This is a genomic window from Streptomyces sp. NPDC059009, from assembly GCF_042740175.1.
In the GTDB taxonomy this organism is placed as follows: domain Bacteria; phylum Actinomycetota; class Actinomycetes; order Streptomycetales; family Streptomycetaceae; genus Streptomyces.
In genome coordinates, this window is sequence record NZ_JBHYJB010000002.1 from 351458 (window position 1) to 365350 (window position 13893).

A 13893-nucleotide genomic window follows, 5' to 3' on the forward strand; every position below is an offset into this window, starting at 1 on the left:
CCTTTGCCTGCGGGCCGGTGGGGGCTGGTCGCGCAGTTCCCCGCGCCCCTGAAGGGGCACGGGGAACTCTGTGCGCGAAGGACCTGCTAGAACGCCGCCTCGTCCAGCTCCATCACGTCCAGGTCGACGCGCTCGGAGAGCTGGCGGGCCGAGGTGACGCCCGGCAGGACGTTCGCGGCGAAGAACTTCGCGGCCGCGATCTTGCCCTGGTAGAAGGCGACGTCCTTGGCGGAGGCCGTCTCCAGCTTCTCGGCGGCGACGGCGGCACCGCGAAGCAGCAGGTAGCCGACGACGACGTCGCCCGAGGCCATCAGCAGGCGCGTGGTGTTCAGGCCCACCTTGTAGATGGACTTCACGTCCTGCTCGGTGGCCGCGAGGTCCGTCAGCATGGCGCCGACGATGGCCTCCAGGTCCACGGCGGCCTGGGCGAGCGCCTCACGGGCGGAGGCGAGCTCCGCGCCGCCGGTGCCGACCGCGAGGAACTTCTTGATCTCCTCGGCCAGGCCGTTGAGCGCGGCGCCCTGGTTGCGGACGATCTTCCGGAAGAAGAAGTCCTGGCCCTGGATGGCCGTGGTGCCCTCGTAGAGGGTGTCGATCTTGGCGTCCCGGATGTACTGCTCGATCGGGTACTCCTGCAGATAGCCGGAGCCGCCGAAGGTCTGCAGCGACTGGGCCAGCTGCTCGTACGCCTTCTCCGAGCCGTAGCCCTTCACGATCGGCAGGAGCAGGTCGTTCAGGGCGTGCAGCGCGGACGCGTCCTCGCCGGCCGCCTCCTTGACCTGGATGTCGTCCTGGACGGCCGCGGTGTGCAGGACCAGGGCGCGCATGCCCTCCGCGTACGCCTTCTGCGTCATCAGCGAGCGGCGCACGTCCGGGTGGTGGGTGATCGTCACCTTGGGCGCGGTCTTGTCCATGAACTGGGCGAGGTCGGGGCCCTGGACGCGCTCCTTGGCGTACTCCAGAGCGTTCAGGTAGCCCGTCGACAGGGTCGAGATCGCCTTCGTGCCGACCATCATGCGGGCGAACTCGATGATGCGGAACATCTGGCGGATGCCCTCGTGCTTGTCGCCGATCAGCCAGCCCTTGGCGGGGTGCTGGTCGCCGAAGGTCATCTCGCACGTGTTGGACGCCTTGAGGCCCATCTTGTGCTCGACGTTCGTCGCGTAGACGCCGTTGCGCTCGCCCAGCTCGCCGGTCTCCCAGTCGAACTCGTACTTCGGGACGAGGAAGAGCGAGAGGCCCTTGGTGCCGGGGCCGTGGCCCTCGGGGCGGGCGAGGACGTAGTGGAGGATGTTCTCCGACATGTCGTGCTCGCCGGACGTGATGAAGCGCTTCACGCCCTCGATGTGCCAGGAGCCGTCCTCCTGCTGCACGGCCTTGGTGCGGCCCGCGCCCACGTCCGAACCGGCGTCCGGCTCGGTCAGGACCATCGTCGAGCCCCACTGCTTCTCGCAGGCGATCTCGGCGATCTTCTTCTGTGCCTCGTTGCCCTCCTCGAAGAGGATGCCCGCGAAGGCGGGGCCCGAGGAGTACATCCAGACCGCCGGGTTGGCGCCCAGGATCAGCTCGGCGAAGGCCCAGATGAGGGAGCGCGGCGAGGTGGTGCCGCCGATCTCCTCGGGCAGGCCGAGGCGCCAGTACTCGGAGTCCATGAACGCCTGGTAGCTCTTCTTGAAGCTCTCCGGGACCGGCGCGGTGTTGGTCTCCGGGTCGAAGACCGGCGGGTTGCGGTCGGCGTCGGCGAAGGACTCCGCCAGCTCGTTCTCCGAGAGGCGCAGGATCTCGCTCAGGATGCTCTTGGCGGTCTCGACGTCCATCTCCGCGAACGGGCCGCTGCCGTACAGCTTGTCGCGCCCGAGCACCTCGAAGAGGTTGAACTCGATGTCGCGGAGATTCGACTTGTAGTGCCCCATGGCGACGGCTCCGTAAGCAGAAAAGGATCAGCAGGATCGGTACCGGCAGGTCCTCCCGCCAGTACCAGCAAGTAGCTACTGATGATGCTACCCGCCGGTAATAAGGCGCAACCCCTGATGCCCGAAGTGTGAGCGCTGTCGCTCTTGGCCGCATCGTGCGGCCAACTGTTTCCGTCGCCCGCGACCCGGCTCGGCCGCCGCCCGCGCGGGGCCGCTCACGTCACGCGCCGTGCGCGGCCAGGAACTCCGTGATGAGCCGGGCCCACGCGGCCGGGGCCTCGGCGAAGGGCAGATGGCCGGTGGCGATCTCGGACAGTTGAGCGCCGGGGATCCCGGCGGCCGCCTCGCGGTGCAGGGACGGCGGCACGAGGCGGTCCTCGGTCGTCGAGACGACCAGCGTCGGGGCGGTGATCCGGGCCAGGTCCGCGCGGACGTCGATGTGCTCCACCAGGGAGGTGTGCTCGGGGGTGCCGGCGGGGGCCGTCGCGGCCGTCCCCTTCAGGGTCGCCGCGAGCTCCTCGGGGCCGAGCGAGGCGAGGGCGGCCGGGCTCAGGGCCAGCGGGACCAGGGCGAGGGCGAGGCGGTCCCGGTCGGTCTCGAAGAGCTCGCGCCAGAGGGTCGCGGCCAGGCGGAGGTGGTTGTCGGCGTGGGTGAACGGGGCGGTCAGGACGAGGGCCGTCACGCGCTCGGGGTGCCGGGCCGCGAGCCGGACCGCCACCGCGGTGCCCAGCGAGTACCCCGACACCGCGAACCGGTCCAGGCCCTCGGCGTCCGCCGCGGCCGTCAACTCGTCCACCAGCGCGTCCAGTTCGAGCGGCGCGGTGGCGCGCGGGGTCGCACCCGTGCCCGGGTAGTCGACGCCGACCGCCATGTGGTGCGTGGTCAACTCTCCCAGGATCGGGCCGTAGTTGGCCTCGACCGAGCCGCCCGCGCCGTGGGCGAGGAGGAGGCCGGGGCCGGTGCCCTCGACGGTGCGGGCGTAGGAGGGGGCGGCCGAGGCGGCGTACGACATGGGGAACTCCCGGGTGCTGAATGTGTAGTGCTCGATACAGAAAGACCGTAACCAGTCGCCCGGCCATTGTCTAGCGATCACTACAGAAAAGATCCGGCCCCGGCGCCCCGGCGGATCTCGGTACCCTTGCGCCCATGTACGGCTACGACCAACACGCGGGCGCCGGGCAGAGTTACGCGCCGCCGCAGCCTCCGCCGCAGGGCCAGATGCCCGGCGGCTACGGCCAGCAGCAGCCCCACCAGCAGCAGGCCCCGCTCTACCCCGAGCCGTCGCCCCCCTCGCTCGCGGACGCGGTGCGCGCGTTCACCACGGGGTCGATGTCCGCCGAGGACTTCCAGCAGGCGTTCGCGACGTCGAAGGTCTACTGCCCGCGCGGCGACAACCCCGGTTTCCTGGCGCTGCACAACACCCAGCAGCCCGTGATCCCGATGTTCACCTCCCTCAAGGAGCTGCGCCGGTACGCGGGCAAGGACTCCAAGTACTTCGTGATCACCGGCGCCGAGGTCATCGACCTGCTCCCCACCGGGTACGGCTTCGTGCTCGACATGGAGGGCGAGCACCGGATGGTCTTCGACGCGAAGGCGGTCGAGCAGATGGTCGACTTCGCGATGCGCAGGATGTACGGCTGAGCCACCTGTGCGGCCCCGCGGGGCCGGACCCGTACGGCGCACCCCGCTCGCGAACGGTTGCTCTCCGTGACTGAATCGCGGGTATGTGGAGCAAATCGTCACTCTGGGTACGCGCTGCGCGAGGTCTCACGCTGCTCGCCCTGGCCGCCGCAGGCCTCGCCCTGCCCGCGGCCACCGCGTCGGCCGACACGTTCATCGACGAGACCTTCGCCGGGTCCGAGGTCGACACCGGCCAGTGGTACAGCCGGGCCAGCGGCGCCCAGGACCCCGACGGGTGGGCCTGTCTGACCGGTGACCGCGGCGCCCAGGGTCCCCTCAAGGGCTGCCCCAAGGGGGCGTCGAGGGACCAGGCGGGGCGCGGGGCGCTCCGGCTCACCAGCAACGACTTCCGGCAGAGCGGCTTCGCGCTGATCGACGAGGCGCTGCCCTCGAACGCGGGCATCTCGGCCACGTTCGACCAGTACCAGTACGGGGCGACGACGCCGCGCGGTGCCGACGGGATCAGCTTCTTCTTCCTCGACGGCAAGGCCGCGCCCCGGGACGCGGGCCACTTCGGGGGCGCGCTCGGCTACTCCGGGATCGAGGGCGGCTATGTGGGCGTGGGCCTCGACCAGTACGGCAACTTCACCAACCCGCCGCAGGCCAGGGGCAGGGGCGGCCCCGGCCGGGTGCCGAACACCATCGGCGTGCGCGGCGCCCTCGCCACACAGAACGCGTACATCCAGCACCACCAGTTGCAGCGTCCGCTGGCCGTGCCCGGTGAGAAGGACCGGGCGAAGGCCCGCAGGACCGTGAAGGTCGAGCTCTCCACCGCGCTCCAGCTGGCCGTCTCCATCGACTTCCACGACGGACACGGGATGAAGCGGGTGCTCGGGCCGCTCGACCTCGGCAGGCTCAGGGGCCAGCCCGCCGTCCCGGAGACGCTGAAGCTGGGCTTCGCCGCCTCGACCGGGGCGTCCACGGGCTTCCACGAGATCACCAACGTGAAGGTGACGACGCTGGACCCGGACCTGTACGTGACGGAGTCCGTGCAGGGCGAGTTCCGGGTCGGGGGCACCGGACAGCTCGCCCTGGACGTCGGCAACCGCAGGCTCGCGGCGCCCAGCAAGGGCGTGACGACGCTGACCAAGACGCTGCCGCCGGGCCTGACCCCGAAGGTGGTCTCGGCGCCCGGCTGGGAGTGCGCGGTGAAGCAGCAGAAGGTCACCTGCACCCGGCCCGATGTGATCCAGCCGGGCACGGCCGCGCCGCCCGTCGTCCTCGACGTGACGGCCGGACCCTCGGCGACCGGCGAGGCGCCCAGCGACGCGGTGGTGCGCGGCGAGACGGATGCCGACCTCAACCCCCGTGACAACCGCGTGCAGTTGCCCATCGAGGTGGTCAACGAGGTGGGCCTCGGCATCTCCGAGACCGCCGACCCCGACCCGTATGTGCCGGGTGAGGACCTCTCGTACACCGTGGTCGTGACCAACGACGGTCCCGGTGCGGCGAAGGGGGCGCGGGTGACATCGGGGCTCCCCGAGCCGCTGCGGCACTTCACGTGGAAGTGCACGGGCGCGGACGGCGGCGCCTGTCAGGACGGGACCGGCACGGGGCCGGTCGACCAGCGGGTCACGCTGCCTGCGGGCGGCCGGGTGACCTATGTCCTGACCGGCCGGGTGCCGTCCTCGGTGGCCGGACCGCTCACCGCGAGCTCGGCCGTGAAGCCGCCGGACAACTCCTCGGACCCGGACTGCGACCCGGTCTGCCGGGACAAGGCGGAGGTCCAGCCGCGGCCGCACACCGCGCTCTCGGTCCAGCAGTCGCACACGCCCGACGAGTACAAGGCGGGCGACCGGCTGACCCTCAAGGTGGGCGTCCACAACGCCGGTCCCTCGGACGCGATCGGGGTAAGCGTGCGGGACACCCTGCCGGAGTGGCTGAAGGGCTTCAGCTGGCTCTGCTCGGCGAAGTCGCCCAGTTCGTGCGGGGACGGCCGGGGCGTCGGGGACCTCGACACCACGGCGGACATCGTGGCGGGCGGGGACGTCACGTACACGTTCGTGGGCGTCGTGCCGCCGCGCGTGGCCGGGAACGAGGCGACCGTGCAGCCTCCGGACAACTCCGTGGAGCTGACCTGCCGGGGCAGCTGCTCGGCGGCGGACCAGGTGAGCGTGGGCGGGAGCCGCCCGCAGCGGTAGCGATCAGTTCCGGCCAGCGCCGACGCCCGGAGGGAATCCCCTCCGGGCGTCGTGCGTTCCTCTGAGTGGCAGAAAGTTCTACGTTCAACTAAACTGAGCGTACGAGAAGGAGGCACCCCCATGCCCGCTGTAACCGTCGAGAACCCGCTGACCCTGCCCAAGGTCGTCGCGCCGGCCGATGCCACGGCCCGCCCCGTGCTCGCCGTGACGACCGCGCCCAGCGGCTTCGAGGGCGAGGGCTTCCCGGTGCGCCGCGCGTTCGCCGGGATCAACTACAAGTACCTGGACCCGTTCATCATGATGGACCAGATGGGCGAGGTGGAGTACGAGGCCGGGGAGCCCAAGGGCACGCCCTGGCACCCGCACCGCGGCTTCGAGACCGTCACGTACCTCATCGACGGCACCTTCGTGCACCAGGACTCCAACGGGGGCGGCGGCACCATCCGGAACGGCGACACCCAGTGGATGACGGCCGGTTCCGGCCTGCTCCACATCGAGGCGCCGCCGGAGTCCCTCGTCCAGTCCGGCGGCCTCTTCCACGGCCTCCAGCTGTGGGTGAACCTGCCCGCCAAGGACAAGATGATGAACCCCCGCTACCAGGACATCCGCGGCGGCCAGGTCCAGCTCCTGTCCTCGGCGGACGGCGGCGCCCTGCTCCGCGTCATCGCGGGCGAGCTCGACGGGCACGAGGGCCCCGGCATCACGCACACGCCGATCACGATGATCCACGCGACCGTGCGGCCCGGCGCCGAGGTCACGCTGCCCTGGCGCGAGGACTTCAACGGACTCGCGTACGTCCTCGCCGGGCGCGGCTCCGTGGGCGCCGAGCGCCGACCGGTGCACGTCGGCCGGACCGCGGTCTTCGGCGCGGGCTCGTCCCTGACCGTCCGTGCCGACGAGAAGCAGGACGCGAACGCCCCCGACCTGGAGGTCGTCCTGCTCGGCGGGCAGCCGATCCGTGAGCCCATGGCGCACTACGGCCCGTTCGTGATGAACACCCGCGACGAGCTCCAGCAGGCGTTCGAGGACTACCAGAAGGGCCTCCTCGGCACGGTGCCTGCCGTCCATGGGATGTAACCCCCAGGGACGCGGACGCGCATAACGTGCACGGGATCTGACGGCGTGTTCGGGTAGGAGGGTGCACTCCCTTCTGCCCGAACCGGCCCGCCGCACCGCGGCCTGGTGCGTCGTCGCCCTCCTCGTCACCGGCGTCGCCGCCGTGGGGATCTGGCTCTGCGTCACCTTCAAGACGGCCGTCACCCCCGTCCTGCTCGCGCTCCTCGGCAGCGCCCTGCTCGGCCCCCTGCACCGGCGCCTGCTGAAGATGAAGGTGCAGCGCTCGCTGGCCGCCGGACTCACCTGCGCCGCCGTCGTCGCGGTCGTCGGCGGCGCCGTCTACATCGTCGTGCGGGCGCTCATCGAGTCCGGGGACCAGATCGTCGCCTCGGTGAAGAAGGCCGCCGAGAGCGTCACCAAGTACTTCGGCGCCGCCGGGACCTCCCTCGACGACATGGCCTCCAACGCCAAGGACCTGCTCGGCAAGTTCGGCGGGACCGCCGCGTCCGGGGTGATCAGCGGGCTCAGCACCGTCGGCGAGATGATCGCCATGGCGGTGCTCGCGCTGCTGCTCGTCTTCTTCTTCCTGCGCGACTCCGAGCGGGCCATGGGCAGCCTGCGCTCGCTCGCCCCCGGCGACAGCGCCGACTCCGTCGAGGCCGTCGCCCGCCGCGCCTTCGAGGCCATCGAGGGCTTCATGCGGGGCACCACGATCATCGCGTTCATCGACGCCACCTGCATCACCATCGGGCTGCTGATCCTCGGCGTCCCCGGCGCCGTGGGCCTCGGCGCCCTCGTCTTCGTCGGCGCCTACATCCCGTATCTGGGGGCCTTCCTGTCCGGCGCCGTCGCCATCCTCGTCGCGCTCGCCGACCGGGGGTTCGTGATCGCGCTGTGGGCGCTCGGCGTCGTGCTCGCGGTGCAGGTCCTGGAGGGGCACATCCTGCAGCCGATGATCCAGTCCCGCACCGTCCAGATGCACCCGGCCGTCGTCATGCTGGCCATCACCGCGGGGGCGTCCGTCGCCGGGATCCTCGGGATGCTGCTCGCGGTGCCGCTGACGGCGGCCGCGTCCGGGGTGGTGTCGGAGCTGCGGGGACGCTACGAGGGATCCCCGTCGGGCGCGGCCTCCGCGGCCTCCTCCGAAGACGCCGCCGGACGCTCGTAGAGCTCGAACCAGATGCTCTTGCCGTCGCCCCTCGGGTCCACGCCCCATGCGTCGGCGAGCAGCTCCATGAGCACCAACCCCCGCCCCGACGAGGCGAGTTCGCCCGGGTGCCGCTTGTGCGGCAGGTCGTCGCTGCCGTCCGCGACCTCGGCCCGCACCCGGCGCGCCCCCGGCCGCCCCGCCACCTCCGCGACCAGGAGGGCGTCCCCGTCGGTGTGCACGAGGACGTTGGTGACCATCTCCGACACCATCAGGACCGCCGAGTCGACCTGATCGGGGTCGGCCCAGTCGTGCAGCAGGTCCCGCAGGTGGCGGCGGGCGCCCGCGATCCGCTCCGGCTCGGCCTGCGCCACCGTCATCACGGTGCGGCGGGCGTCGGTGCGCTCCTGCGGGCGCGGGGAGCGGGCGAGCAGCAGGACCGCTATGTCGTCCTCGCGGCGGTCGATGAGGGGGCCCGTGGTGTGGTGTGAGGAGGGCCCGTGCACGGCCTGGACCAGGGCGTCGGCGAGCAGCTCCAGGGAGGCGTCCTCGTTCCCGCCGTCCCCTGGGACGTGCTCCTCCAGGATCGTCCGGATCCGGGACCAGCCGCTGTCCAGGTCGTGGCCGCCCGTCTCGATCAGGCCGTCCGTGCAGATCAGCATGGTCTGGCCGGGTTCGAGGACGAGGCGCGTGGTGGGGTAGTCGGCGTCCGGGTCGATGCCCAGCGGCAGACCGCCCGCGGTGGGGCGGACCAGGACGGTGCCGTCGGCCATGCGTATCGCGGGGTCGGGGTGGCCCGCGCGGGCGATCTCCAGGACCCCCGTCGCCGGGTCCGCCTCCACGTACAGGCAGGTCGCGAAGCGCGCGTCGCCCGGGTCCACGCCGGGCTCCCCGCCCGTGCCGGCGGCGAAGCTCTCGGTGATCCCGGACAGGAAGCGGGTGGCGCGGCTGAGTACCGCGTCCGGGCGGTGCCCCTCGGAGGCGTACGCGCGCAGGGCGATCCGCAGCTGCCCCATCAGGCCCGCCGCCCGCACGTCGTGCCCCTGCACGTCGCCGATGGCGAAGGCGATGCGGCCGCTGGGCAGCGGGATCATGTCGTACCAGTCGCCGCCCACCTGCAGCCCGCCCCCCGTCGGGACGTACCGCGCGGCCACGCTCATCCCCGGGATCCGCGGCCCGAGCAGCGGCAGCATCGAGCGCTGCAGCCCCTCCGTCAGCTCCCGCTCCGACTCGGCGGCGCCCGCCCGCGACAGGGCCTGCGCCAGCATCCGGGCGACCGTCGTCAGGACGGAACGCTCGTCCGGCGTGAACGACACCGGGTACTTGAAGGCCGCCATCCAGGCGCCCATCGTCCGGCCCGCGACGGTCAGCGGCAGAAAGGCCCACGACTGCCGGTCGAAGCGCGAGGCCAGCGGCCAGGTCGCGGGGTAGCGGGCGCGGTAGTCCTCGGGCGAGGAGAGGTAGACGGCGCGGCCGGTGCGCACCACCTCGGCGGCCGGGTAGTCCGTGTCCAGGGGCATGGCGGCGAGCGGGTCGTCGTCGGGGTAGCCGCGGTGGCCGTGGTGCCCGATGACGGTGAGCCGGTCGCCCTCGGACCCGAAGACGGCGAGCCCGTCCGGCGAGAACCCCGGCATGGAGAGGCCCGCCGCGACCCGCAGCACCTCCTCCGTGGACCGCGCCTCGGCGAGCGCCCGCCCCGCGTCCAGGAGGAAGGCTTCCCGCGACCGCCGCCAGTCCCCGGTCACGGGGGAACGGGCGGCGGCGCCGGCCGGGGAGTCGGCGACCTCCTGGATGGTGCCGATCAGCTCGTACGCCTCGACGGAGTCGTGCACCAGCGGCCGGGTCCGGCTGCGCACCGTCCGGATGACCCGCCCCTGCTCGTCCATGACCCGCAGCCGGGCCTCGGCGAGGGTGCCCTCGGCGACGGCGAGCTGGACGATGCCGTAGATCTCGTTCCAGTCGACCGGGTGGAAGCGGGCGCGCGAGCCGGCCTCCGTCAGGGTCGTGGGGCGCGCGGGCAGTCCCATGAGCCGGGCCGCCTCGGCGTCGAGCGTCACCGTCCCGGTGGCGTTGTCCCAGCGCCACAGGCCGGTCGCGATGGCGGCCAGGACGTCGCGCACCGGCGGCAGGGAGCCCTCCCCCTCGGCCCCTGCCGGATCGAGGAGATCGTCGGTGCGCATTTCCCCACTCTAAGAAGACCTCCGCCGGGCCCGCCACCGAGAGTTATCCGGGCGAAGCGATCTTGGGACGGACGGTAGCCTTGGGAGACACCTCTATAGCGAGCTTGGGGCACCCGTGCACGACTGCTGTCTCACTCGCCCCCTCCGATCAAAGGCTGGATGAACGACGATGCACCGGTACAGGTCTCACACCTGCGGCGAGCTCCGCGCCTCTGACGTCGGCAGCGACGTCCGGCTGAGCGGCTGGCTGCACAATCGCCGGGACCTGGGCGGCATCCTCTTCATCGATCTCCGCGACCACTACGGCATCACGCAGCTGGTCGCCCGCCCGGGCACCGCGGCCGCCGAGGTCCTGGACAAGCTCTCCAAGGAGACCGTCGTCCGCGTCGACGGCAGGGCCGTCTCGCGCGGCGCGGAGAACGTGAACCCGGAGCTGCCCACCGGCGAGATCGAGATCGAGGCCGGCGAGGTCGAGGTCCTCGGCACCGCCGCCCCCCTCCCCTTCACGATCAACGCGGAGGACGGGGTCAACGAGGAGCGGCGCCTGGAGTACCGCTTCCTCGACCTGCGCCGCGAGCGCATGCACCGCAACATCATGCTGCGCAGCGCGGTCATCGCCTCGATCCGCTCGAAGATGGTCGCGCTCGGCTTCAACGAGATGGCGACGCCGATCCTGACCGCGACGTCCCCCGAGGGCGCCCGCGACTTCGTCGTCCCCTCCCGTCTGAACCCCGGCAAGTTCTACGCGCTCCCGCAGGCCCCCCAGCAGTTCAAGCAGCTGCTGATGATCTCGGGCTTCGACCGCTACTTCCAGATCGCGCCCTGCTTCCGCGACGAGGACGCGCGCGCGGACCGCTCGCCGGGCGAGTTCTACCAGCTCGACGTCGAGATGAGCTTCGTCGAGCAGGAAGACGTCTTCCAGCCCATCGAGAAGCTGATGACGGAGCTCTTCACGGAGTTCGGCGGCGGCCGCGAGGTCACCTCGCCCTTCCCCCGGATCCCCTTCCGCGAGTCGATGCTGAAGTACGGCAACGACAAGCCGGACCTGCGCGCGCAGCTCGAACTCGTCGACATCACCGACGTGTTCGAGGGCTCGGACTTCAAGGCGTTCGCGGGCAAGCACGTCCGCGCGCTCCCGGTCCCGGACACGGCGTCCCAGTCCCGCAAGTTCTTCGACGGCCTCGGCGAGTACGCGGTCGAGCAGGGCGCGAAGGGCCTGGCCTGGGTGCGCGTCGCCGAGGACGGCTCGCTCACCGGCCCCATCGCGAAGTTCCTGACGGAGGAGAACGTCAAGGTCCTGACCGAGCGCCTGGGCCTCGCGGCCGGCCACGCGGTCTTCTTCGGCGCGGGCGGCTTCGACGAGGTCTCGAAGATCATGGGCGCCGTACGCGTCGAGGCGGCCAAGCGGGCGGGCCACTTCGAGGAGGGCGTCTTCCGCTTCTGCTGGATCGTCGACTTCCCGATGTACGAGAAGGACGAGGAGACGGGTCGCATCGACTTCTCCCACAACCCCTTCTCGATGCCCCAGGGCGGCATGAAGGACCTGGAGGAGAAGGACCCGCTGTCCATCCTCGCCTGGCAGTACGACATCGTCTGCAACGGCATCGAGCTGTCCTCGGGCGCCATCCGCAACCACGAGCCGGACGTCATGCTCAAGGCGTTCGAGATCGCGGGCTACGACGCGGAGACGGTGGAGCACGAGTTCGCGGGCATGCTGCGCGCGTTCCGCCTCGGCGCCCCGCCGCACGGTGGCATCGCCCCCGGCGTCGACCGCATCGTGATGCTCCTCGCCGACGAGCCGAACATCCGGGAGACGATCGCGTTCCCGCTGAACGGCAACGCGCAGGACCTGATGATGGGCGCGCCGACGGAGCTGGACGAGTCCCGCCTGAAGGAGCTCAACATCTCGCTGCGCAAGCCGGTGGCTCCCGCGAAGGGGGAGCAGGGGGAGCCGGGGGAGAAGTAGCCCTCGCCGCAAGGCTGTTGGGGCCCGGGACCGTGATGGTCCCGGGCCCTTTCGCGTACGGGGGTTCTCCCCGTACGGGGGTTCTCCGCGTACGGGGGTCAGCGCGCGTCCGCGGGCGGGTTGGACGGGTTGGACGGGTTCCCCAGGAGTTCCACGGCCCGGCTGAAGCTGTCCGCTCCGTGTCCGGCGTCCACGAGGCGCTGGAAGAGGGAGCGCACCGCCTCGGTGAACGCCGTGTCCACGCCGGCGTCCGCCGTGGTGTGGACGACGTGCTCCATGCTGGCGAGCCCCATCGAGGTGCGGTCCACGTCGCCCGCGTGGTTGCCCGCGTCGATGCGGGGTGAGTAGAAGTCGATGAAGTGGCCCATGCCCGCGAAGTTCGCGGCGGCGTACGGGGCGATCTCCTGGGCGCTGATGCCATGGGCTCCGGCCAGGGCGACGGCCTGCCAGTAGGCGATCATCGACGGCCAGAACACCGCCATGTTCAGCTGGTACATCAGCGCCGCGAGGCCCGGGTCCTCGCCCCGGTGGTCGGTCGTGCCGGTGATGACTTCGAGGGCGGCGCGGTGCTTCTCGTACGCCTCGCGCGGGCCGCTGTAGAACGTCGACGCCTCCGGGGTGCCGATCAGGGGCGGCGGGCTCAGGACGCCGCCGGTGAGGTGTGTCCCGCCGAGCGCGGTGACCCAGTGCGCGCCCGCCCGCGCCTTCTCCGGGGTGTCCGAGCTGAGGTTCACCAGGGTGCGGCCCGCGACGGCGTGCCGCGCCGGTTCGAGGATCGTGTACATCGCGTCGAAGTCCGTGAGGCTGAGGATCACCAACTCGTTGGCGGACAGCGCCTCTTCGGCGCTCGGGGCGAGTATCGCGCCGCGTTCCACCAGAGCCTCGGCGCGGGACGGGGTGCGGTTGAAGAGGGTGACCCGGTAGCCCCGGTCGAGGAAGGCGGCGGCCATGGCCTGGCCCATGGGGCCGAGGCCGATGACGGTGACGGAGTGAACGGAACGTGAGGGAGCAGCCATGAGTGACTCCAGACAGTTACTAAAACGATCGCTCTATCTAGTGCGAGGGAGAACGTAGCACAGCTCTAGAACGAACGCTCTACTTAGTCGGTAGTAAGGTGGCCGCATGGCCGAGAAAGAGACCGCCGCCGCGTCCACCGGGTCTGCTGCGTCCACCAGGTCCGCCGCGTCTGCTGCGTCCACCGGGTCCGCCGCGAAGAAGGGGACGCGCGAGCGGATCGTCGTCGTGGCCGCGCGCCTCATTCAGCGGCAGGGGTACGTGGGCACCGGCATCAAGCAGATCGCCAAGGAGGCGGAGGCCACGCTCGGCTCCGTGTACCACTTCTTCCCGGGCGGCAAGGAGGCCGTCGCGGTGGCCGCCATCACGTACAGCGCCGAGGAGTTCGCCCACGTGCTGCGGGAGGCGATGGCCGCCGAGGCGGATCCGGGCGCGGCCGTCGAGCGGTGCGCGGCCGAACTCGCCGTCGGGCTGCGGGAGTCGGGCTGGACCGACGGGTGCCCGGTGACGGCGGCGGCCCTGGAGACGCTGGGCACGGAGTCGGAGATCCAGCGGGTGTGCGCGGACGCGCTGCGCGGCTGGGAGGCGATCGTCGAGGAGAAGCTCCACGGGGCCGGCGTCGCCGAGGCGGACGCGCGGGAGCTGGCGACGACCGTGATCAGCGCGCTGGAAGGCGCCGAGGTGACGGCTCAGGTAGCGCGCAGCGAGGAGCCCTTGCGGGCGGTGGGGCGGCAGTTGGGGCGGTTGCTGGGGGCGTACCGGTAGCGTCGGAACGGGCCAGGGGCCGCTGTGAGGG

General features: G+C 71.5%; 10 protein-coding genes. 6 read left to right on the forward strand and 4 right to left on the reverse strand.

Annotation, left to right across the window (positions count from 1 at the left end; all coding sequences use genetic code 11):
* Nucleotides 1–86: 86 nt before the first annotated feature.
* Together ACFWYM_RS03360 and ACFWYM_RS03365 are read right to left on the reverse strand one after the other, a co-directional pair.
* Nucleotides 87–1913 (reverse strand): acyl-CoA dehydrogenase, encoded by a 1827-nt coding sequence (locus ACFWYM_RS03360; RefSeq protein ID WP_384829357.1) that lies wholly within the window; start codon nucleotides 1911–1913, stop codon nucleotides 87–89.
* Nucleotides 1914–2133: 220 nt separating this feature from the next.
* Complete coding sequence (locus tag ACFWYM_RS03365) at nucleotides 2134–2925, reverse strand: alpha/beta fold hydrolase (RefSeq protein WP_384829359.1); 792 nt, start codon at nucleotides 2923–2925, stop codon at nucleotides 2134–2136.
* A gap of 134 nt (nucleotides 2926–3059) precedes the next feature.
* On the opposite strand from ACFWYM_RS03365, the gene ACFWYM_RS03370 reads away from it, so the two are divergent.
* The 4 genes from ACFWYM_RS03370 to ACFWYM_RS03385 all read left to right on the forward strand — a co-directional run bounded on the left by ACFWYM_RS03370 (nucleotide 3060) and on the right by ACFWYM_RS03385 (nucleotide 7958).
* Complete coding sequence (locus ACFWYM_RS03370) at nucleotides 3060–3554, forward strand: SseB family protein (RefSeq protein WP_384829361.1); 495 nt, start codon at nucleotides 3060–3062, stop codon at nucleotides 3552–3554.
* 83 nt (nucleotides 3555–3637) lie between these two features.
* On the forward strand, nucleotides 3638–5734 hold the full coding sequence (locus ACFWYM_RS03375; protein ID WP_384829362.1) for a hypothetical protein: 2097 nt from the start codon (nucleotides 3638–3640) through the stop codon (nucleotides 5732–5734).
* Between the two features lie 120 nt (nucleotides 5735–5854).
* Nucleotides 5855–6811 carry a pirin family protein gene (locus ACFWYM_RS03380; protein WP_384829363.1) on the forward strand — a complete coding sequence of 319 codons (957 nt, stop codon included), beginning with the start codon at nucleotides 5855–5857 and terminating at the stop codon, nucleotides 6809–6811.
* A 61-nt stretch (nucleotides 6812–6872) separates the two neighbouring features.
* On the forward strand, nucleotides 6873–7958 hold the full coding sequence (locus tag ACFWYM_RS03385) for an AI-2E family transporter (protein ID WP_384829365.1): 1086 nt from the start codon (nucleotides 6873–6875) through the stop codon (nucleotides 7956–7958).
* Here ACFWYM_RS03385 and ACFWYM_RS03390 read toward each other — a convergent pair.
* Entirely contained in the window at nucleotides 7892–10117 is a 2226-nt protein-coding gene (locus ACFWYM_RS03390) for a SpoIIE family protein phosphatase (RefSeq protein ID WP_384829366.1), read from the reverse strand. The two genes, ACFWYM_RS03385 and ACFWYM_RS03390, sit on opposite strands and share 67 nt — an antisense overlap.
* A 169-nt stretch (nucleotides 10118–10286) precedes the next feature.
* Between ACFWYM_RS03390 and aspS the strand changes: the two genes are divergently transcribed.
* Nucleotides 10287–12083 (forward strand): aspartate--tRNA ligase, encoded by a 1797-nt coding sequence (gene aspS, locus ACFWYM_RS03395; RefSeq protein WP_384829368.1) that lies wholly within the window; start codon nucleotides 10287–10289, stop codon nucleotides 12081–12083.
* Between the two features lie 98 nt (nucleotides 12084–12181).
* On the opposite strand, the gene ACFWYM_RS03400 is transcribed toward aspS, so the two are convergent.
* Nucleotides 12182–13099, reverse strand: coding sequence for an NAD(P)-dependent oxidoreductase (locus ACFWYM_RS03400; protein WP_384829369.1), 918 nt, complete (start codon nucleotides 13097–13099; stop codon nucleotides 12182–12184).
* A 106-nt stretch (nucleotides 13100–13205) separates the two neighbouring features.
* Here ACFWYM_RS03400 and ACFWYM_RS03405 point away from each other — a divergent pair, with 106 nt between their 5' ends.
* On the forward strand, nucleotides 13206–13862 hold the full coding sequence (locus ACFWYM_RS03405; protein ID WP_384829370.1) for a TetR/AcrR family transcriptional regulator: 657 nt from the start codon (nucleotides 13206–13208) through the stop codon (nucleotides 13860–13862).
* Nucleotides 13863–13893: the final 31 nt, after the last annotated feature.

Excerpts from the sequence above, each read along its gene's own strand:
- ACFWYM_RS03400 (WP_384829369.1), bottom strand. The coding sequence starts at position 13,099 with ATGGCTGCTCCCTCACGTTCCGTTCACTCCGTCACCGTCATCGGCCTC.
- ACFWYM_RS03360 (WP_384829357.1), bottom strand. The coding sequence starts at position 1,913 with ATGGGGCACTACAAGTCGAATCTCCGCGACATCGAGTTCAACCTCTTC.
- aspS (WP_384829368.1), top strand. The coding sequence starts at position 10,287 with ATGCACCGGTACAGGTCTCACACCTGCGGCGAGCTCCGCGCCTCTGAC.
- ACFWYM_RS03390 (WP_384829366.1), bottom strand. The coding sequence starts at position 10,117 with ATGCGCACCGACGATCTCCTCGATCCGGCAGGGGCCGAGGGGGAGGGC.
- ACFWYM_RS03380 (WP_384829363.1), top strand. The coding sequence starts at position 5,855 with ATGCCCGCTGTAACCGTCGAGAACCCGCTGACCCTGCCCAAGGTCGTC.
- ACFWYM_RS03365 (WP_384829359.1), bottom strand. The coding sequence starts at position 2,925 with ATGTCGTACGCCGCCTCGGCCGCCCCCTCCTACGCCCGCACCGTCGAG.
- ACFWYM_RS03375 (WP_384829362.1), top strand. The coding sequence starts at position 3,638 with ATGTGGAGCAAATCGTCACTCTGGGTACGCGCTGCGCGAGGTCTCACG.
- ACFWYM_RS03370 (WP_384829361.1), top strand. The coding sequence starts at position 3,060 with ATGTACGGCTACGACCAACACGCGGGCGCCGGGCAGAGTTACGCGCCG.
- ACFWYM_RS03405 (WP_384829370.1), top strand. The coding sequence starts at position 13,206 with ATGGCCGAGAAAGAGACCGCCGCCGCGTCCACCGGGTCTGCTGCGTCC.